The sequence below is a fragment of the Rheinheimera texasensis genome (assembly GCF_964031785.1).
Lineage (GTDB): Bacteria > Pseudomonadota > Gammaproteobacteria > Enterobacterales > Alteromonadaceae > Pararheinheimera > Pararheinheimera texasensis_A.
Window position 1 is genome coordinate 344,893 of record NZ_CAXIRE010000021.1, and the last position, 19,946, is coordinate 364,838.

Annotated in this window: 17 protein-coding genes and 2 tRNA genes; 12 read left to right on the top strand and 7 right to left on the bottom strand. The window is 52.5% G+C overall.

From position 1 onward, the window contains the following. Nucleotides 1-36 precede the first annotated feature (36 nt). The 3 genes from ABNT34_RS13110 to ABNT34_RS13120 all read left to right on the top strand — a co-directional run bounded on the left by ABNT34_RS13110 (nucleotide 37) and on the right by ABNT34_RS13120 (nucleotide 4,885). Entirely contained in the window at nucleotides 37-2,613 is a 2,577-nt protein-coding gene (locus tag ABNT34_RS13110; RefSeq protein WP_348732333.1) for a TonB-dependent receptor, read from the top strand. A gap of 133 nt (nucleotides 2,614-2,746) precedes the next feature. Continuing rightward, a complete protein-coding gene (locus ABNT34_RS13115; protein ID WP_348732335.1) occupies nucleotides 2,747-3,625 on the top strand; it encodes an alpha/beta hydrolase in 879 nt (292 codons plus the stop codon). Between the two features lie 159 nt (nucleotides 3,626-3,784). Further along, nucleotides 3,785-4,885 (top strand): META domain-containing protein, encoded by a 1,101-nt coding sequence (locus tag ABNT34_RS13120; RefSeq protein WP_348732337.1) that lies wholly within the window; start codon nucleotides 3,785-3,787, stop codon nucleotides 4,883-4,885. A gap of 142 nt (nucleotides 4,886-5,027) precedes the next feature. On the opposite strand, the gene rplT is transcribed toward ABNT34_RS13120, so the two are convergent. From rplT to thrS, 4 genes are all read right to left on the bottom strand, one after another. After that, a complete protein-coding gene (gene rplT, locus ABNT34_RS13125; RefSeq protein ID WP_031565008.1) occupies nucleotides 5,028-5,387 on the bottom strand; it encodes a 50S ribosomal protein L20 in 360 nt (119 codons plus the stop codon). A gap of 15 nt (nucleotides 5,388-5,402) precedes the next feature. Further along, a complete protein-coding gene (gene rpmI / locus ABNT34_RS13130) occupies nucleotides 5,403-5,600 on the bottom strand; it encodes a 50S ribosomal protein L35 (RefSeq protein ID WP_084164043.1) in 198 nt (65 codons plus the stop codon). Nucleotides 5,601-5,704: 104 nt separating this feature from the next. After that, nucleotides 5,705-6,247, bottom strand: a complete 543-nt coding sequence (gene infC / locus ABNT34_RS13135; RefSeq protein ID WP_348733716.1) for a translation initiation factor IF-3 — start codon at nucleotides 6,245-6,247, stop codon at nucleotides 5,705-5,707. A gap of 28 nt (nucleotides 6,248-6,275) precedes the next feature. Further along, nucleotides 6,276-8,186, bottom strand: a complete 1,911-nt coding sequence (thrS, locus tag ABNT34_RS13140) for a threonine--tRNA ligase (protein ID WP_348732339.1) — start codon at nucleotides 8,184-8,186, stop codon at nucleotides 6,276-6,278. Between the two features lie 293 nt (nucleotides 8,187-8,479). On the opposite strand from thrS, the gene ABNT34_RS13145 reads away from it, so the two are divergent. The 3 genes from ABNT34_RS13145 to ABNT34_RS13155 all read left to right on the top strand — a co-directional run bounded on the left by ABNT34_RS13145 (nucleotide 8,480) and on the right by ABNT34_RS13155 (nucleotide 10,373). Continuing rightward, nucleotides 8,480-9,340 carry a fructosamine kinase family protein gene (locus ABNT34_RS13145; RefSeq protein WP_348732341.1) on the top strand — a complete coding sequence of 287 codons (861 nt, stop codon included), beginning with the start codon at nucleotides 8,480-8,482 and terminating at the stop codon, nucleotides 9,338-9,340. Between the two features lie 45 nt (nucleotides 9,341-9,385). Further along, nucleotides 9,386-10,039 carry a hexitol phosphatase HxpB gene (gene hxpB / locus ABNT34_RS13150; RefSeq protein ID WP_348732343.1) on the top strand — a complete coding sequence of 218 codons (654 nt, stop codon included), beginning with the start codon at nucleotides 9,386-9,388 and terminating at the stop codon, nucleotides 10,037-10,039. Between the two features lie 133 nt (nucleotides 10,040-10,172). Beyond that, nucleotides 10,173-10,373, top strand: coding sequence for a CPXCG motif-containing cysteine-rich protein (locus tag ABNT34_RS13155; RefSeq protein ID WP_031565019.1), 201 nt, complete (start codon nucleotides 10,173-10,175; stop codon nucleotides 10,371-10,373). Here ABNT34_RS13155 and ABNT34_RS13160 read toward each other — a convergent pair. Next, the gene (locus tag ABNT34_RS13160; RefSeq protein ID WP_348732346.1) at nucleotides 10,367-10,984 is read right to left on the bottom strand and encodes a riboflavin synthase subunit alpha; all 618 of its coding nucleotides are present in this window, start codon (nucleotides 10,982-10,984) and stop codon (nucleotides 10,367-10,369) included. The genes ABNT34_RS13155 and ABNT34_RS13160 overlap by 7 nt on opposite strands. A gap of 66 nt (nucleotides 10,985-11,050) precedes the next feature. Here ABNT34_RS13160 and ABNT34_RS13165 point away from each other — a divergent pair, with 66 nt between their 5' ends. The 6 genes from ABNT34_RS13165 to ABNT34_RS13190 all read left to right on the top strand — a co-directional run bounded on the left by ABNT34_RS13165 (nucleotide 11,051) and on the right by ABNT34_RS13190 (nucleotide 18,137). Beyond that, entirely contained in the window at nucleotides 11,051-12,445 is a 1,395-nt protein-coding gene (locus ABNT34_RS13165) for an MATE family efflux transporter (protein ID WP_348732348.1), read from the top strand. 55 nt (nucleotides 12,446-12,500) lie between these two features. Then, on the top strand, nucleotides 12,501-13,460 hold the full coding sequence (locus ABNT34_RS13170; RefSeq protein ID WP_348732350.1) for a DUF3080 family protein: 960 nt from the start codon (nucleotides 12,501-12,503) through the stop codon (nucleotides 13,458-13,460). 131 nt (nucleotides 13,461-13,591) lie between these two features. Next, a tRNA-Val gene (locus ABNT34_RS13175) sits at nucleotides 13,592-13,668 on the top strand. A gap of 24 nt (nucleotides 13,669-13,692) precedes the next feature. Beyond that, nucleotides 13,693-13,769: transfer RNA gene (locus tag ABNT34_RS13180), tRNA-Val, on the top strand. Between the two features lie 171 nt (nucleotides 13,770-13,940). After that, nucleotides 13,941-15,140, top strand: a complete 1,200-nt coding sequence (locus ABNT34_RS13185; RefSeq protein ID WP_348732352.1) for an acetyl-CoA C-acyltransferase — start codon at nucleotides 13,941-13,943, stop codon at nucleotides 15,138-15,140. A 45-nt stretch (nucleotides 15,141-15,185) separates the two neighbouring features. Next, nucleotides 15,186-18,137, top strand: a complete 2,952-nt coding sequence (locus tag ABNT34_RS13190) for a diguanylate cyclase (protein WP_348732354.1) — start codon at nucleotides 15,186-15,188, stop codon at nucleotides 18,135-18,137. 56 nt (nucleotides 18,138-18,193) lie between these two features. On the opposite strand, the gene ABNT34_RS13195 is transcribed toward ABNT34_RS13190, so the two are convergent. Continuing rightward, on the bottom strand, nucleotides 18,194-18,643 hold the full coding sequence (locus ABNT34_RS13195) for a GNAT family N-acetyltransferase (protein ID WP_348732356.1): 450 nt from the start codon (nucleotides 18,641-18,643) through the stop codon (nucleotides 18,194-18,196). A gap of 196 nt (nucleotides 18,644-18,839) precedes the next feature. Then, complete coding sequence (locus ABNT34_RS13200; RefSeq protein WP_348732358.1) at nucleotides 18,840-19,910, bottom strand: DUF2955 domain-containing protein; 1,071 nt, start codon at nucleotides 19,908-19,910, stop codon at nucleotides 18,840-18,842. Nucleotides 19,911-19,946 lie beyond the last annotated feature (36 nt).

Here is a 19,946-nt window from a genome sequence, read left to right on the forward strand (position 1 = left end):
AGTATATCCAGGATAAACATAATAAAAGGCAACCCAATGAAAATGACTACCTCAATTCATCCACTGTCAGCCTGCATCAAGGCTGCAGTGACCGGCGGTACGCTGATGCTGTTAGCAGGCAGCCCACTGGCTCTGGCACAGGATGCCGGCGCTGACAAAAAAGCCGAGCAAGACGTTGAAAAAATCGTTGTCGTCGGTTCACGTGGTGCGCCACGTTCAGTCGGCGATTCCGCAGTACCGGTCGATGTAATTTCAGCTGACGAATTTAATAAAAACGGTCCTAGCGACATGATGACGCTGATGAGCGCGGTCGTGCCATCTTTTAACGTCAACACCCAGCCGATCAACGATGCCTCCACTTTAGTACGTCCGGCCAACTTACGTGGCCTGCCACCAGACAGCACGCTCGTCTTAGTGAATGGCAAACGCCGTCACCGCTCTGCCGTGATCACTTTCCTCGGCGGCGGTTTGTCGGACGGCTCTCAAGGCCCGGATATTTCCACTATTCCTTCGATTGCGCTGAAACAAGTAGAAATTCTGCGTGATGGTGCCGCAGCCCAATATGGTTCTGACGCCATTGCCGGGGTGATCAACTTCCGCCTGAAAGATGCCAGTGAAGGCGGTGCTATCGAGTTAAAAACCGGCCAGCATTATGATGGCGACGGTGATTTACGTCAGGTCAGTGCCAATGTCGGCCTGCCGTTTACCGATAATGGTTTTGCCAATTTCAGCACCGAATTTAAACAATCAGATCCAACCAGCCGTAGCGTTCAGCGCGGTGATGCGGCGGGTTTAGTCGCCGCGGGCAATACCAATATCGCCAATCCAGCACAAGTCTGGGGCTCACCTGAAGTTAAACGCGACTTTAAGGTATTCGGTAATATCGGCCTTGAAGTGGCCAAAGAAAAAGAATTTTATGCCTTCGGTAACTTTGCCCAACGCGATGTAGAAGGTGGCTTTTATTACCGCAACCCACAGACCCGTGGTGGTGTGTATTCCAACGATGGTGGCGAAACCCTGTTAATCGGTAATCTGGATACCACCAAAGGCGCCTGCCCGACTATCGGCCTGACCGGTCAGTCACACAGTCAAATCACCAGTAAAGTGAATGCGTTACCAGCACACTGCTTCACTTTCTTTAAATCTTTACCTGGCGGCTTTACGCCGAAATTTGGCGGTATTGTTACCGATGCATCCTTGGCTGCAGGCTTAAAAGGCACTTGGTCTAACGGCTGGAACTTTGATTTAAGTTCTACTTATGGCCGTAGTGAAGCTGAGTTCTACATCAAAAACACCATCAATGCCTCAATGGGTGCTGCCACGCCACGCGATTTTAACGCGGGTAAATATGTGCAGCAGGAACAGGCGCTGAACTATGACATGAACAAGCTGATTGAAATCGACGCCCTGCCTTATCCACTGGCGGTTGCGGCAGGTCTTGAGTATCGCATTGATACTTTCGAGATTTACGCCGGTGATAAAAACTCGTTTGAAGTCGGGCCTTTAGCTTCTCAGGGCTTTGGTATCGGCTCGAACGGCTTCCCAGGCTTCAAGCCAGATGATGCGGGTTCTTTTAACCGTTATAACTATGCTGCGTACACTGAGTTTGGCGCCGAGTTCAGCGATCATTTCCGCTCCGATTTCGCCTTACGCTTTGAAGACTACGAAGACTTTGGTTCTACTACCAATGCCAAGTTGACTGGTCGTTATCAGTTTAACGACGAAGTTGCACTGCGCGCAGCAGCCAGCACCGGTTTCCGCGCTCCAACTATTGGTCAGTCAACAGTCCGTAACGTCACCACTTCTTTTACCGCTGGCAAAGGTCTGGTGGATAACGCGACTTTACCGCCAACCCACCCGATTTCGGTGTTAAAAGGCGGCAAAGCGCTGACACCGGAAGAGTCAGTCAACCTGTCATTTGGTACTGTGGTTGAAGTCGATGATTTATATGTCACTTTAGACTTCTTCCAAATCAAAGTAGATGACCGTATCAGTCAGTCGTCTTCACAGGAACTCACTGCTGCGGACATTCAGCAACTGTTAGCGCTGGGTGTGCGTGACGCCAGCAGCTTCACTGGCGTGAAGTATTTTACCAACGATTTTGACACCACCACCCGTGGCGCTGATTTCGTTGCGAACTATGGCATGGACCAGTTCGGTGGCCGTACCACCTTTGCCTTAGCAGCAAACTGGACTAAAACCTCTGTAGACCGTCACTCTGACTACATCTGGGAAGCCAAGGTCAAGCAGATCGAAGAAGGCCTGCCAAGCGTGCGCGGCAGCTTCACGGTCAGTCACAACCAAGGTGCCTGGAATGGTTATGTCCGGTTGAACCACTATGGCAGCTACTATGAAGACCACGCCGATTCTGGTGTTGTTTCTGCTGCAGACGGTGGTTTACCGCTGTATCTGGGCGCTGAACTGACTGTCGACGCCGAAGTGACTTACAACTTCAGCGACAACTACAGTGTAGCCTTAGGTGCATCGAACCTGTTTGATGAACTGCCGGATGAAAACGAATGGTCTGAAGTGCTGGGTGCAAAATACCCAACTACTGCGGTCATGGGTTTCAACGGCGGTTTCTACTACGCCCGTCTGACCTATAACTTCTAAGTATTGACCACGCCAAAAGCCACCTGCGGGTGGCTTTTTTTATGCCTGCTTTTTATGACTTTGACACCGTACCGACTTGATTCCTGCAACTGCCTTGTGGCAGTGTGATTAGAGTAATTACTTGAGAAAAATCATGCAGCTGATCCCCTGGCAACACCAAACCCGAGCTGGTTTCACCCTACAAGGGATGCGTAGCATTCCCAGTGGTAAACCGCTATTGCATCTGTTACATGGCAATGGTTTTTGCAGTCAGATGTATTGGCCTATGTTGTCTCTGCTGCAAAACGAGGTTGATCTGTTTCTGTCGGACGCCCAGGGCCACGGTCTCAGTGAACATGGCGGCAGCTTTGTCGGCTGGAACTTAAGTGCTGCTTTTGCTCATGAAGCGCTTCAGGCCCATTTAGCCGACTACAGAGACGTCCCGGTATATGGCATTGGTCATAGTTTTGGCGGTGTGCTGACCGCATTATTACACAGCGAACCGCATAGCCCATTTGCCGCTGCACTGCTGCTCGACCCGGTGCTGTTTACCCCAGCCATGCTACACAGCATGCGTGCTTTAGAATGGTTGGGGTTGTACCGGCATAATCCACTCGCACGCCGCGCCGTCAAACGGCGGCAGCACTTTGCAGACAAGCAAGCAGCCTGGGACTATTTCCATCAGCGCGGCATGTTCAGAGGCTGGCATCCCGATGCGCTCAACGCCTATATTGAACATGGCCTCACCGAAACCCCTCAAGGCTTAACGCTACGCTGTGCGCCAGAGCGGGAGGCGGAGGTTTTTGCCAGTTTTCCAAAACGACTGTGGTCGTCATTGCAAAACACCACAAAACCCATTGAGTTAGTTTACGGCGAAAACAGCTATCCCTTTGTGCGGAAGTCTGCGGCGTTTTTTCAGCAAAAATGCCCACAGCTGCAAGTGCAGCAAGTGAAAGGTGGTCATTGTTTTATGCAGGAAGCCCCAGAGCACAGTGCAGCTTTGGTGCTGCGATGGCTCCGGCAGCAGCAATAAGTGAATGCCCGCAGCCTGCTCTGCTGTTTGCTTCATTAACAGCATGGCGCTTCTGAGGTCCAACTGACAAAACGTCTGTATCAAAGCGAGATTTTCATTATAATGTCGCCAGTTTTCGGCCTTTGATGTCAAAGGTCTGTGTTCTGATGGGTGTAATGAATGAAACGTAGTCTGGTGCTCGCCGCAGTCCTGTTATCTGCCTGTACGAATTTACCGCAACAGAAGATGAAACCTGTGCCGGTTCAACCGGTACAACCTGTTGCCGCCGAACCTGAACTGGTACCCGGTGAAGTCGTGAACTCTGACAACACAGAGGCGATGCCAACAGATTTTGGCTTGATTTTTATTGACCGTGATATGTCATTTCATGGCACCCTGCCTTGTAAAAAATGCCCCGGCATCCAGTATCAGCTGAATATTCTGCAGGACGGCAAATTTGAATTACGCCGCGATTATATCGACCGCAACACCGTTGAACTGTTACAAGGCACCTGGCAGTTGGACGATCGCACACTGCATCTATCCAGCAAACAAGGCAAAGTCCCTTCGTTCCAGTTTGGCAGCAATCAGCATTTGATTCTGTTAAACGCCGCTGGTAAACCAATGGTATCAAAAGAGAACCAGACGCTGACCAGAACCAGCCAGTTCAGCCGCCTTGATACCCGGATGCCGTTATTAGGCCTGTATCAGCTGAAAAACAATGAAGCCAGTTTTATCGACTGCATGACGGGTGAGAACCATAGTATCGCCATGACTCAGCACCATATGCCGATGTTACGGTCCTATCAGACCGACCCGAAACTCAGTGGTAAAGCTGTCGTCGCAACCATGACCGCCCGTAAAAGTGCAGAACAACATCAGGCACTGATGGTCGATAAGTTTGATCAGTTCTGGCCAGGTGCTACCTGCCCGGATAAAGCTGCGACCGCTAAAGTACAAAATCTGGTGTGGCGTTTACAGACGGTGTCGCAAATCAGTGTGCCGCAGAAATTAAATATCCGTGTGATGTTTGACGACAACAATCGGGTTTATGGTTTTTCCGGTTGTAATAACTTTAATGCCGGTTATTCGCAAAAAGATAATCAGCTTAAAGTGATGCCAATCGTCAGTACCCGTAAATTCTGTAACGACGCTAATTTCTATGAACAGCAATTCACCAAACAACTGCAAACTGCAGATCGGATTGAAGTGAATCAGCAAAAGCTGCAGCTGTTTAAAGATAATAAAGTGATTATGGAGTTTCAGCCTGCGGTGAACTAAGCCCCGGAGCTCCACTTTGCATCATAAAGATTTAATAAAGACGCTGCGGCGTCTTTTTTTATTGCAGCTTTCGCGAGAAATTCCTGCAAAACCAGTAACAAAAAAGGCAGCCTAGGCTGCCTTTTCAACTACTTAATCAAGATTAAGCAGACAGTGCTTGTTTCGCTTTAGCAACTAAGGCAGCAAATGCGCCTTTGTCGAATACTGCGATGTCAGCCAGAATTTTACGGTCGATTTCAACAGATGCTCTTTTCAGACCATCGATGAAACGGCTGTAAGATAAACCGTTTTGACGTGAAGCAGCGTTGATACGCGCGATCCACAGTTGACGGAATTGACGTTTACGTTGACGACGGTCGCGGTAAGCGTATTGGCCGGCTTTGATAACTGCTTGGAAAGCTACACGATAAACACGGCTGCGGGCACCGTAGTAGCCTTTTGCCTGGTTTAATACCTTCTTATGACGCGCACGTGCGGTCACACCACGTTTTACTCTTGGCATGTCAGTCTCCTAAAATTATGCGTATGGCAGGCAACGAACTACTGAAGCGACGTCAACTTTAGCAACTAAAGTTTTCGGGCCCAGATGGCGCTTACGCTTAGAAGACTTCTTCGTCAGGATGTGGCGAAGATGTGATTGCTTACGTTTAAAACCACCAGAAGCGGTTTTCTTAAAGCGCTTTGCAGCGCCTTTGTTGTTTTTCATCTTTGGCATAGTGAACTCACTCGCAATTGTGTAGTTACAACGAATAATAAGGCGGAAAACCGCACCGCCACTGCGTTACCGCAGCGGAGCACGGATTCACTTGATTGCACTTATTACTTCTTATTTGGGGCCAGCATCATGATCATCTGACGACCTTCAACACGGCTTGGGAATGACTCACAGATAGCGATATCTGCCATGTCACCTTTAATCCGGTTGAGGACCTCAATACCGATGTCCAAATGCGCCATTTCACGACCGCGATAGCGAAGCGTTACTTTGGCTTTGTCACCCTCTTCAATGAAGCGACGCAGGTTGCGTAGTTTTACCTGGTAATCGCCTTCATCAGTTCCAGGCCGGAATTTGATTTCCTTGATCTGGATCTGTTTTTGCTTTTTCTTCTGTTCTTTAAGGTCTTTGCCTTTTTCAAACAGGAACTTACCGTAGTCCATTAACTTACAAACAGGTGGTTCAGCTGTTGGACTGATTTCTACCAGATCACAACCACCCTCATCAGCCAAACGGATGGCTTCAGCGGTACTGACAATACCTAATTGCTCACCTTCCAGACCAATCAGTCGTACTTCGCGTACGTTGATTTCTTCGTTAATACGATTCGGTCTGTTCGTTGCTAAAGGTTTCTTTCCTACTTTAATGGTACGTTCCTCCAGAGATTGAAATCGGTCAGACCCGGCTGTTGATTTCTGTCGTTAATTTGTCAACAAATGCTGCGACAGTCATTTTGCCAAGGTCTTCGCCTTTGCGCGTCCGCAGTGCCAGATCGCCGGATTCGACTTCTTTGTCACCGACTACAACCAGATATGGAACGCGGGCAAGCGTATGCTCGCGGATTTTAAAGCCAATCTTCTCATTTCTCAAGTCAGAAGTTGCTCTAATACCGTGAGATTTGAAAGTTTTTACCAATTCCTTGGCATAATCCGCCTGATTGTCGGTGATATTCATCACGACAACCTGAGTTGGTGCTAACCAGGCCGGGAAGAAGCCGGCATATTCTTCAATCAGAATACCGATAAAACGTTCCAGCGAGCCAAGCACAGCACGGTGGATCATCACAGGCACCTGACGGTCATTGCCTTCAGCAACGTAGCTGGCGCCTAAACGACCAGGTAATGCGAAATCGAGCTGCACTGTGCCACACTGCCAGGCCCGGCCTAAACAGTCATGCAAAGTGAATTCGATTTTCGGACCATAGAACGCGCCCTCGCCCGGCTGCAAATCAAAGGCAATGCCATTGGCTTCCAGCGCTTCGGCCAGCGCCTGTTCGGCTTTGTGCCACATCTCGTCAGTACCGATGCGTTTTTCTGGCCGGGTCGACAGTTTGACTGCCACTTCTTTAAAACCAAAAGTGCTGTACACATCAAAAATCATTTTGATACAGCTCGACACTTCCGCCTGAATTTGTTCTTCAGTACAGAAAATGTGCGCGTCATCCTGAGTAAAACCACGCACGCGCATCAGGCCGTGCAAGCCACCTGATGGCTCGTTGCGGTGACAACAACCAAATTCGGCCATCCGCAGCGGTAAGTCGCGGTAAGACTTCAGGCCCTGATTAAAAATCTGCACATGGCCCGGGCAGTTCATTGGTTTGATGGCGTAGTCGCGATTTTCTGAACTGGTGACAAACATATTCTCGGAATATTTTTCCCAGTGACCAGAACGCTCCCACAGCACTTTGTCCATCATAAATGGACCTTTGACTTCCAGGTAATCGTACTCAGCCAGTTTTTCGCGCACAAAAGCTTCGAGTTCGCGGAAAATTGTCCAGCCGTCGTTGTGCCAGAACACCATGCCCGGCGCTTCTTCCTGCCAGTGGAACAGGCCAAGCGCTTTACCGATTTTACGGTGGTCGCGTTTTTCAGCTTCTTCTAACTGCAGTAAATAAGCCGCCAGTTGTTTTTTATCTGCCCAGGCTGTGCCGTAAATGCGTTGCAGCATTTTGTTTTTGGCATCGCCGCGCCAATAAGCACCGGCCACTTTCATAATCTTGAAGTGCTGGCAGAAGCGCATATTTGGCACGTGTGGACCGCGACACATGTCGATGTATTCTTCGTGATGGTACAGACCTGGTTTGTCGTCTTTGGCGACATTGTCGGTCAAAATTTCCATCTTGTAGGACTCGCCACGGGCAGCGAAGGTGTCATAGGCTTCTTGCCAGCTGACTTTTTTCTTCACCACGTCGTATTCGGTCTTCGCCAGTTGCAGCATACGCGCTTCTAATTGCGCTAAATCGTCACTGCTGATTGGGCGGTCTAAATCCACGTCGTAGTAAAAACCGTTGTCGATGACCGGACCAATCGCCATCTTGACGTTTGGCCATAATTGTTTGATGGCATGACCAAGCAAATGCGCACAAGAGTGGCGCAGGATCTCTAAACCTTCCTGATCTTTGCTGGTAACAATGCTTAAGCTGCTGTCTTCGGTGATTAATTCACAAGCATCCACCAGCTGACCGTTAATTTTACCGGCGATGGTGGCTTTGGCTAAACCCGGGCCTATGTCTTTGGCGACATCCATCACAGACAATGGGGCTTCGAATACACGTTGACTGCCGTCTGGCAGAGTAATGACTGGCATGATAAATCCTCACAGTGGTGGCCCGTACCAAGGGTCACATGTTGAATAAGAATGGGTAATGGGCTTTTTGGTTTTGCCGTACGAGTGGCGAAACAACGCAGCCAGAGAACGTATCAAAGGCGGCGCACTAAAAAGCGCAGCCATATTACTGGCTGCGCCCGGCCGGAGCAAGTCTGCTGTCCCGTCTTCAAGCTGCCGATACTTTGTTTCTGATCAACACGGCTGGTCGGCGGAACCGGCAAAGTCGGCCATACTTCTTTAGAGCAACCTCTTTTTCACTGCGGAGCAACACGATGTGGCAAGCCATTTCAGACCAAATCAGTACCGAACTTGAGCAGGAATTCCGGATCACCCACAAACAACAGCTCGCCACTCATTCCGATAATCTGCTGTATCACCTAAGCGGTGGTGAACAGCACTATCTGGTCAAACTAAATCATCGTGAGGTGCTGGACAGCTTCGAAACCGAAGCGCTGTCACTGAAATTTATGCAAAACCGGCATTGCCTGAAAGTGCCGCAGGTGATCTGTGCCGGCCAAACCATTGAGAAAGCTTTTCTGGTGCTGGAGTATTTGCCGCTGGCCACTGATCATCCATACGGCTGGCAGGCGCTCGGCCATCAGCTGGCGTTTTTGCATCAGGCGGATGATCAGGCTATGTACGGTTTTGACTGGGACAACTATTTAAGCGCCACCCTGCAACCCAACCAGTGGAGTGGCAACTGGTCGGTGTTTTTTTCCGAACAACGCATCGGCTGGTTGTTGCAGTTATTAGCTGAACAACAACAAGGCTTTGGCGATATCGACAAAATTGTCGAGCGCGTGCGCCAGCGCCTACACCACCATCAACCTAAGCCTGCGCTGGTGCACGGCGAATGCTGGCGCGGTAATGTTGGCTTTTTAGGCGAAACGCCGGTGCTGTTTGACCCGGCCTGTTATTTTGGCGACCGCGAAGTAGATATGGCTTTTGCGGAGCTGTTTGACCCGATGCCGGCGGCTTTTTTTTCTGCCTATCAGCAAGTCCATCCGCTGCCGGAAGGATTTACCGAACGCAAAGACCTGTATAACCTGTACCATTTGCTGCACTTGGCCTATCTACGCGGCGGCCGCTACCGCTGGCAGGCGCTTGAGTTGGTGCAACAGCTGTTAAGCTGAGCTTATGTTGAGTTGAGCTCGCGCTGAGTGAAATAAGGAGATGAAGTGGTACAGGCAGTTATTTTTGATATGGATGGGTTGTTGCTCGATTCGGAAGATTTCTGGCAACAAGCTGAATTTGAAACATTTTCTGCTTTAGGTGTACCGCTCACGCTGGCAGATACCGCCAAAACCGTCGGCTGGCGTTGTGACTATGTGGTCGAATACTGGTACCGGCAGGCGCCCTGGACCGGGCCAACTCAAGGTGACGTGGCTGATCTGATTATTGATAAAGTGGTCACGCTGCTGCGCCGGCACGGCACCTTATTACCCGGCGCCCGTGAGGCGCTGCAACAGTGCCAGCGTTTAGGCTTGCCGGTTGCGCTCGCGACTTCATCGAATCACCATATGATGCTGGCGGCTTTAGAGCATTTTGAACTGACGCCATATTTTCAGGCGACCTGTTCTGCCCAGTATTTGCCTTATGCCAAGCCTCATCCGCAGGTGTATTTAAATGCCGCGGCGGCACTGAACATTGCACCTGAGCATTGTCTGGCGCTGGAAGACAGTGTGACCGGTGTGATAGCGGCCAAAGCGGCGCGGATGCGCTGCATCGCAGTGCCGGAGGCGCATCTGCGGCATGACCCCAGATACAGCATCGCCGATAAAGTGCTGGATTCGCTGCTGCAACTTGACGACAGCCTGCTGCTAAATCGCTGAACTGACGCCGCTTTCCCTGCAGAGCTTTACAGCGTGTGGTTTCAGCGGGAAACCAGGAGTTCGCTGCCGCTCGCCGCATCTGGCGTGCGGTTCTACACTGCAACAACGGCGCAAGTCTAATGAGGAGAATCTCATGCAACTCCTTTACAAAACCATCCTCTGCCCTTTTTGCGGCCACCCGACTCACATCACTTTGGATATCAGCGGCGATGATCAGGACGACATCGAAGATTGCAGCAATTGTTGCAACCCCATACATATCGTGATGCATAAGGACGAGTCACGGCATAGCGTACAGGTGTTTGTCGACGCTGAGGACGAACAGTTTTACTGACCACGTTGTGCCAGATAACGCTCGACGGTTTGCACTATGGTCACTGTTTGCTGATCGCATTCCAGATTAAGCCGGTCGCCAACTTGCTTGCTGCCAAGCGTGGTCACTGCCAGTGTTTCCGGAATGAGATGCAGCCAAAAACTGTCGCCTTCAATAGCACCAACTGTCAGGCTGGCGCCATCAACAGCGATAAAACCTTTCGGCTGAATAAAGGCCGCAAGTTCGGCCGGAAAACTAAGCTGCATCGCACAGTTATCTGAGCTGCGCTTTATCGCTAGTATTTCTGCAGTCGCGGACACATGACCGGATACGATGTGGCCGCCGATTTCATCGCCAAATTTCAGCGAACGCTCAAAATTAACCCGGTAGCCAGGTCGCAAAGTCCCTAGATTGGTTTTTTGCAGCGTTTCGTCGATGACATCAAAGCTGACCCAACCGGCAGCTTCGTCAAATTCGGTGGCGGTCAGACAAGTGCCATTGACCGCGATACTGGCGCCGCGCTGCAACGTCCCGAGCAGCGCCGGCGTTGCCTGTAGCGTCAACCGGATAAAGTTGTCGCGCTGCACCACTTCGTTCACCTGCACCTGTGCCTGAACTATTCCGGTAAACATGCTAATCCTCGTTGTGTTAACATTTATGCTTCTGAGCAAGATCTGTTGCCGTCCAAAGAGCGCCTCATGTTACCTTTTTCCCGATTTGAAGCAAAAACCATTCTGAAATTATCTGGCCCCATTATGGTGGCGCAGTTAACGCAAACCATGATGTACGTCATCGATACGCTGATGGCCGGTCGGGTTGGTGTCACCGATATGGCTGCCGTGGCCATTGGTTCTGCGTTATGGTTGCCGATTTTATTGACTTTTCAGGGCCTGCTGCTCGCGTTAACACCGATTATTGCCCAGCATTTTGGTGCCGGCCGCCACAAAGAAATTCTGCCAGCCACTTATCAGGGCGGTTTACTCGCGCTGGCACTGTCGCTGCTGATTTTCGTCGGTATGCAGTTTATTCATTTGCCACTGGGTCTGATGCAAATGGATGATGAACTGCGGCAAAAGGCTCTGGCCTATCTCGGGTACATCGCCTGGGGGGTGTTCCCCGCCGCCGGTTATATGATCCTACGCAATCTGTATGAAGGCATTGGTTACACCAAAGCGGCGATGTGGATTAGTTTTGTCGGTATTCTGGTGAATATTCCCGCCAACTACGTGTTTATCTACGGCAAATTCGGCATGCCGGCGCTGGGGGGCGCTGGCTGTGGTCTTGCCACCAGCCTGGTGTTTGTGGCGATGTTTCTGACTTTGCTGGGCTACGCCGCCTTCGGCCAGCGCACCGGTTTTATCCGTGCAAAGCTCAGGTCGTACCGGCCGGACTTGGCACAGATTTGGCAAATCATCGCGTTAGGCACACCGGTGGCTTTTGCCTTTTTCTTTGAAGTGACCTTGTTTACTTGTATCCCGCTGATGATTGCGCATTTAGGCCCGACCGTGGTGGCGGCGCATCAGATCGCCAACAATTTCTGCTCCATGGTGTTTATGTTGCCACTGAGTATTGGCCTGGCAACGACAATCCGCGTTGGTCATCTGGCGGGCGCCAGCGATGTCAAAGAGCTGCGCAAAGCCATCGCCACGGCCATTCAGATTGGTTTGCTGCTGGCTATTGGTATTGCCTTGTTAACCTTACTGACCCGGCATCTGGTGGCGGCACAATACAGCACAGATCCGGCGGTGCTGGAACTGGCGGCGGCAATTCTCATTTTGGCTTGTTTTTATCAGCTGTCTGATGCAGTGCAGGTGATTTGTAGCTGTACGCTGCGCGGCCTGAAATACACCAAACCGATTTTTTACATCACTTTTATCGCCTACTGGCCCATCGGCTTTGGTCTTGGCTGCGTATTGGGATTAACCGACTGGCTGGTTGCGCCAATGGGCGCGCAGGGTTTTTGGGTCGGCATTATCATTGGTCTGACCGTCGCGGCCATACTGCTCGGACGGTTATTAGTCTGGCAACTGAAGCGGATGGAAGATGGCAGCTGGCAACCGGCAGAGCCGCATCAAAGCACATTATTGCATTAAACACTGTTGCATTAATCACTGGGTCAGGTGTTGCCTGCTGCTGTTTGTTGCAGCAATGCAAAACGCCTGCACGCCTTATCCGGAATCGCTGCTCAGCGATTATCAAGCCCGGCTGCAACGGCTACTGCCGCAGGCACAGTTGACCGGGCAATTGACTAAAGTTACGGTACCGGCAATGCCGGACGTGCACACACTGACCCTGTCTGTCCCTGCCGCAACTATTGACCTCACAGACATGCTGGCGCTGGATGTCTGTGACTTAGAAACATTAATTGCAGAGCGTAACAGCAGCCTTGGCAAGGTTCAGACCGACGCCGGGCTGCTGCAATATGAACTGCGTTTGCTGGATAAACTCGGCCTTTGCCTGACAACACCGGCGCTGAGCAATCAGCTTGACGCAGAACTTATCGCCAAATTGCAACAGATCTACCAGCAAAAACAACAACAGCTACCAGCGGTGTTTGCCAATCTGCTCAGCCGCGACCAGACGCTGCGCCAGCAGTTAGCCGGCAGTCAGCGTGGTATAACGCCTGATCAGGGTGGCAGCGCCGAAACAGTGCAGGCACTGCAACAACTCAACAAGCTACGTCAGCTGGTCCTGCAGCGGGATTATCAGGCAGCAAGCAAAGTCGATATTAATCAGGCGCTGGGGACTTTACATCAGACGCAGCTGTTGGCTGATTTACAACACAGTTTGCGCCTGTCGCAGCAGTTTTTCCTGCAGCTGAATACCGCTTTGGCAAGGCTCAGCAACACCGAACGTTGTCAGGCCGACCGCAACATCCGGGATAATCTGCTGACGCAGATTTTTATTGGCCGGGTCCAGGCGGAGCTTGCCCGCCTCGATGGCATGGCAACCGAACTCAATGCCGCCCTGCTGCAGTTGTATCAGCAACATCCTTTGCAGCTCTCAGTGCAACAACGGCTGCAGGCACCGCAACTCGCCCTGCAACAACAACTGCGGCAACATGTGGCATTCTGGCAACGCTGGCGCCAATGCGACCTGCCCGGTTAAAGCGTGCCGTTTTAAGAGCGCCGGCGCGCAAAATTGCAGCGGTTAAACCAGCTTACCGAAAAAACTCTTGCATTCAATGAAGGCAAAAAATACTATAGCCGCCGTTGTCAGCACAGCTGATGACACAGGTTGCGTCCTTAGCTCAGTTGGTTAGAGCACCACCTTGACATGGTGGGGGTCGGTGGTTCGAGTCCACTAGGACGCACCAAATTCTCAAATAGCACGCCCAGATGCGTCCTTAGCTCAGTTGGTTAGAGCACCACCTTGACATGGTGGGGGTCGGTGGTTCGAGTCCACTAGGACGCACCAATATTTATTACCGCAATCCTAAATCTTCCTAGCTTAAACACTTGAGCCAGCTAGATATTTTTTGCTGAACCCTGCTGCTTTCCACAATTTACTCCATTATCTGCAATGCTTGCGGGAACAGTCTCCGGCAACGCATAATCGGTGTCTTTTCGTGCTATGGATCCGCAGCTGATGCCCCTTTCCGACATCGTGATTTTGTCTGCCGCCCGCACCGCCATTGGCAGCTTTGGCGGTGCCTTATCTGGTTTTAGCCCGGCCGAGCTTGGCACCGTTGCGGCGCAGGCTGCGATCAGCCGAAGTAGCGTACCAGTCAGTGATATCAGCTCGTCCGTGTTTGGACATATCATTACCACCAGCGCTGCCGATGTGTATCTGGCCCGCCAGATTGCGCTCAATTGTGGCATGCCAGCGCACAGTGATGCCTTTCAGGTGAATCGGTTATGCGGCTCTGGTTTGCAGGCGGTATTAAGCGCGGCGCAGCAACTGATGTTAAACGCCAATGCTACCACTCCCCCCGTCGCTTTGTGTGGTGGCGCTGAATCCATGTCGCAAGGTGCATTTTTGTTGCCCGGCGTGCGTAAAGGCCTGCGACTTGGCCATAGTACGGTCACCGATTTAACTCTTGGTATTTTGACCGACCCTTTTGGCAGCGGTCATATGGGCATCACGGCAGAAAACATCGCAAAACACTATCAGTTCAGCCGCACTGAACTCGACCAGTTTGCCTTGCAAAGCCAGCAACGCGCGGCGCGGGCGCAACAAGCCGGGTTGTTTGACAGCCAAATCGCGCCGGTGCATCTTATCGCCCGCCACAGCGAAAGCCTGTTTTCTCACGATGAACACCCAAGGCCGGACACGACGTTAGATAGCCTGGCGCAGCTGAAACCGGCCTTTCAAAAAGACGGTCTGGTCACCGCCGGCAACGCATCAGGCCTTAACGATGGTGCTGCTGCGCTGGTACTCGCCACCGCAGATTATGCCAGAGCCCATGGTCTTCGCAGCAAAGCCCGGCTGCGCAACTGCGCTTTTGCCGGCGTGGATCCGGCCATGATGGGACTTGGACCTATCCCGGCGGTACGGCAAGTGCTGCAACAAAGCGGGATAGCGCTTGCTGATATTGCCGTTATCGAATCCAACGAAGCCTTTGCGGCGCAGGCGCTGGCCGTCAGCCAGACACTTGGCTTTGATCCAAAGCGCGTCAATCCAAATGGCGGTGCTATCGCCCTCGGCCATCCGGTTGGCGCGACCGGCGCGCTGCTGGTGGTGAAAGCGCTGTATGAACTGGAACGCATCGATGGCCAGTTTGCGCTCGTCACTTTGTGTATCGGTGGTGGTCAGGGGATTGCGCTGCTGCTGGAGCGGACCAGTTAAGGCTTTTCATTGAGTACGGCCTGTAAGTTGTTGGGAGTCATGAATTTGCGGATTTTTCAGGTAATTTTGCTGCTGGTCTGTAATTTGTCTATCGCTGGGCTGCCGGTGTTTTCTGCGATAGCAACGGCAGAGGCCGCTGAACTGCTGCCCCGTCAGCGTTTTATCAATCTGAATACCAGTGACAAATCCGGCATCAACAGCTTGCTGCAGGATGAAAACGGCATGATCTGGGCCGGCGGCAGCAGCGGGCTTTATCGCATTGAACACAATCAGTTAGTCAAAATTCGCGACTTCCCCGCGCAAGCGGTGAATCAGCTGCTGCAGTTCTCTGGCCGGGGCGCCTGGCTTGCCGGCAACCTTGGTTTGTGGCGCTGGGATCGCCAGACCGACAACTTCAGCCAGCAGGCCTGTCAACCGCCAGGCGGGCTCTGGCAATTAGTCCAACCGCAACAAAGCACTGACATGATGTTGGCATTGGGGCCTGATGGCGTCTGGCGGGTAGATCCAGCCAACGGCAGTTGCGAGCGCCTGCAGATAAGCGGCTTACCTGCCAACAGCCGGATTGAACGACTGAGCTTTTTTCATAACCAGCTGATCATTGCCGTGCGCGAACAAGGGTTGTTCCGCTGCGAATTGCCTTGTCAGCAAACGCACCGGTTTGCCCCTGATTTGGCAACAGTGCGCTTTCGTACACTTGAGGTGCAGCAGGACAGTCTTTACGCCGGCAGTCACAAACATGGTTTTTATCAGCTGGACAGCGCCGGCAACATCCTTCGGCATTGGCACAAAGGCATAGCCAATACCTTACCAGTCAATGGTGTGATGTCGCTGCTGCAGGCGGAACAGAGTCTATGGGCCGGATTGTGGGCCGGCGGTCTGGTTGAATTTGACCACAAAGGCCAGCGGCGCAGCCACAGCAGCTTCCGGCCAACCGACCCCAGCGCCATCGGCGGCAATAACATTAAAACCCTGTTAACAGCCCGTGACGGTACTTTGTATGCCGGCCATGAATATGGCGTCAGCGCGCTGTTACCGGCAATCAATCAATACCAATGGCTGGGTCAGGCGCAAGCCGACCAGCCGGGCCTCAGCCAAAGTAAAGTGCAGGCTGTGTATGCGACCGGGCATGGCGATGTCTGGCTAGGCACCAGTGGCGGTGGCCTGTATCGTTTTGACCCGGTCAGCAACACCTTGCAGCGCTTCGCACCTGATGAAAGCGCGGCACAACATTTCCCCAGTCAGGCGGTGTGGGCTATTCGCCCTGATGCGGACGGTACCCTGTTACTTGCAACGTCGTCCGGCCTGGTCAGGTTGCAGCCGGACACACAACAATGGCAACTGCTGACCTCGGACCTGCCAAGTCAGGATGTGTTCCGGCTAAGTGTTGCGCCGGATCGCCGCATCTGGATCAGCATGTGGTCTGGTGGCATTGCCCGGCTAAATGCACAAGGCAAAGTCGAAGCACTGTGGCGCAGCAGTGACGGTCTCGAGCTGGACACCAATCTGGCGGTTGAGATAAGCCACGCCGGTCAGGTGTTTGTGTTAAATGCCGCCGGACTTTTTAAGCTCGATGGTGAGCGTTTCCGCGCTGTGGACCTCAGCAGCCATGGTAAAGCCCGGCAGCTCTGCAAAGACACAACAGGCCTGTTGTGGTTATTGACCGATGAAGGCGTATTGCTGCGTTGGGATGACAACACCGGTAAATTTCAGCAACAGCTTAAGCGCGCAGATCTCGGCGATGCAACCGAGCTTTTTGCTGCAACCACTAGCGGCCCGGTCAATATCTGGCTGCTGGCCAAACAACAGCTGATCGGTTTTGCTGCCGATGGTCAGTTGGTACAACAAATCAAGCTGACGGGCCTGCTGCCCAATACGCTGCTTAATACCGCCAGAATACAAGGGGAGCAACTGTTCCTCGGCGCTGAAGATGGCCTCTATTTTACGCCGCTGCAACAGGCCAAAGTCAAGCCGGTGCCGCAACCGCAACTAACCGGCATGCGCTTATTTAATCAGCCGCTGCGGCTGAGCCAACCGGTAACCTCAGGCAAGGACAACTCACAGCTGTTTGGTGCAGCATTGACGTTGCAGTATCATCAGGATTTAGTGACCTTTGAATTTGCCCTGCCCGGCATCGTGCTCCCATCGGTAGCAGGTCCGGCAGCGACAGACCCGGCTCCGCTGTTTCGCTATCGCCTGTTACCCTTTGACCGCAATTGGCTGAGCGCTGCCGCCGATGAGCCACGCGCCACTTACACCAGATTACCGCCAGGTCAATACCAGTTTGAATTAGAAGCTCAGTGGCCGGATGGCCGGACAAGCGCGGCATCCCCATTTCAGCTGACGGTATTACCGCCCTGGTGGTTGACCTGGTGGGCCAAAACCGCGCTGGCTGGCTTACTGTTGCTGCTGTTCAGCGCCGTGATGCTGCTACGCACCCGCTCGCTGAAACAACGCAATCTGTGGCTGACTCAACAAGTGCGCGAGCGCACCGAAGCGCTGCAACAAGCCAATCAGCGTTTGCAGCAGGCGGCCTACCGCGACGCATTGACTGGTTTACTGAACCGGCGCGGCCTGCGGGCCCAAACCGAACCGCATTGGGGCGAGTGGCAACAGCAGCGGGTGCTGATGATTGCCGACATCGACCATTTTAAACAGTTTAACGACGTACATGGCCATCAGGTCGGCGACGAAGTCTTAACCGCGCTTAGCGAACGGCTGCAAAGCCTTTGTCAGCCGGACGATTTGCTCGCCCGCTGGGGCGGCGAAGAATTTTTATTTATCCTGCAAGGCGCCGACGCCATTCAACGCGCCGACGCCCTGATCCGGGCTGTTGCGGCCGGACCTATGCCACTGTCGATTGGCCCGACGCCTGTCACTTTGACCGGTGGCGCGGTATGGCTGAGTGGCGAGTCGCTCGATGTGACGCTGCAACAAGCCGACGCCCTGCTGTACGCCGGTAAAAAAGCCGGCCGTAACCGGTTAGTAAAGCAGGGATAACAACCGTCAGTTCTTCGCAGGTGCGCCAGGATAAATGCCCCCGGGATTGGCGATTTTCAACGGTTCTGTCCGGCATTTGCCGCCAGCAGATGGACAGTCGCCTGCCGGCCATCCGGATCGGCCAGGGTTTGGTCGACCTGAAATTCCGCCAAGCCAAACATCTGCTGCCAAAACGGCGTCGCATCCGGCGCATCGTCAAAAGTGGTGATGGTCCAGGGGATGGCACGCGCTGCCAGAAAATGCGACACCACCTGCTGTGCCACGCCACGGCGTCGAAAGCGCCGCATGATAAAAAGGTCGGCTAATTCCTGAGCTGCAGCGACCGCTTCCGAGGGTTCAATCAGCGCAAAACCGGCCAGCGCCCCATCCACTTTGAGGATATAAGCGCTCCAGCGCGGTAATTGCCAGTACTGAGCAAAATAGTCTGCACACATTTTATATTTGCCATCGGCTTCGACGTCATAACCGTCATAAACCGAGGTGTCGTAACAATAAAACTGGAACATATTCCAGATGGTGTTTTGATACTCAGGGCCCGCCGGCAAAATTTGCAGCGTGTTTTTTTGCAGTGAGTTTTCACACAGCGAGTTTTCACACAGCGAGTTTTCAAGCAGAGAGTTTTCAGGCAGAGAGTTTTCGTGCATCGCTAGTCGTCACTTTGTAACATAAAAGTGCATGATAACCCGACAGGTATCTTTTTTGTTAATTGCCGATATTACCGCCAGGCTCTGCGCTTATTGGTTTTTGCAGTTCTGGCCGTTGCGGCGCCAACCACAAATACAACACAGTCACCAGCACCAGTGTCGCAACGACCGCCACACTGACCGAACTTATCCGATACAAAGCGCTATACATCAGGTCGTGATCTGAGCGCAGGTACTGACCAAAGATAATCGCCATCGTCGTCATGCCACCAAAGGCCACGCCAGAGCCCGGTCCTTCCAGTTGCTGCGCCCGGCCAAACAACAACATGCCAAAGAAAAACGCCAACAAGGTCAACGGCAGATGCTGATAGTTGTCATACAACAACAGCTGCACTGCAATGGCATAGGCTGAACCCAGCAGCACGCCACTGGCGCGTTTCAGCCCAGCCTGCACAATGCCGCTAAAGCTCAGCGGCAGCAGAATTAAAATAGAGCTGGCCTGTGCCGACAACGAATCCTGTAAATCCAACAGCTGAAACATCACAAAAGACACTGTCGCCAGCAAGGCTGCGATCAGGCTTTGCTGCAGCTGATCCGCCCGCGGCTTCGGCGGCAACTGCGGGATTGGTCGCTCTGGCAATGGAAAAACCATCAGCATCAGCCCACAAATCAGCAGCGCTGCCATAATCGCAAAAAGCGCATGGCCCAGCATCTGCGCCGGGTCCAACCCCGGATAACTGGCAAAATGCAAAAAGATGCTGCCATTGATGGCGCTGATCGCGGCAAACACAAAATAACTGCCTTGTGCCATTAGGCGGAACAACCACAGGAAATAACCAAACACCAGTAAGGTGATGACCAGACTTAAGCCACCTAACATAAAATAAGCTAGCACCACCAGCGCCGCCAGCAGGTTGGCGGCCAGATACTGCAATACCACAAAAGGCGTCAGCCGCGGGATCAGGCCAAGCAGCAACACCGGACTGATGGTAAAAAACACACCCCACTGGTCTGAATTCGTCAGCTTGGCCAGCAACAACCCCAGACTAGCACCAAACGCCAGCCGCAATACAGGGTAAAACACCGGATCAAAAAAACTGCGGTTCATTGGTATAAATGCTCCCGACATTGATAGATCCGGTATTAGTAATCCCGGTATTAATAA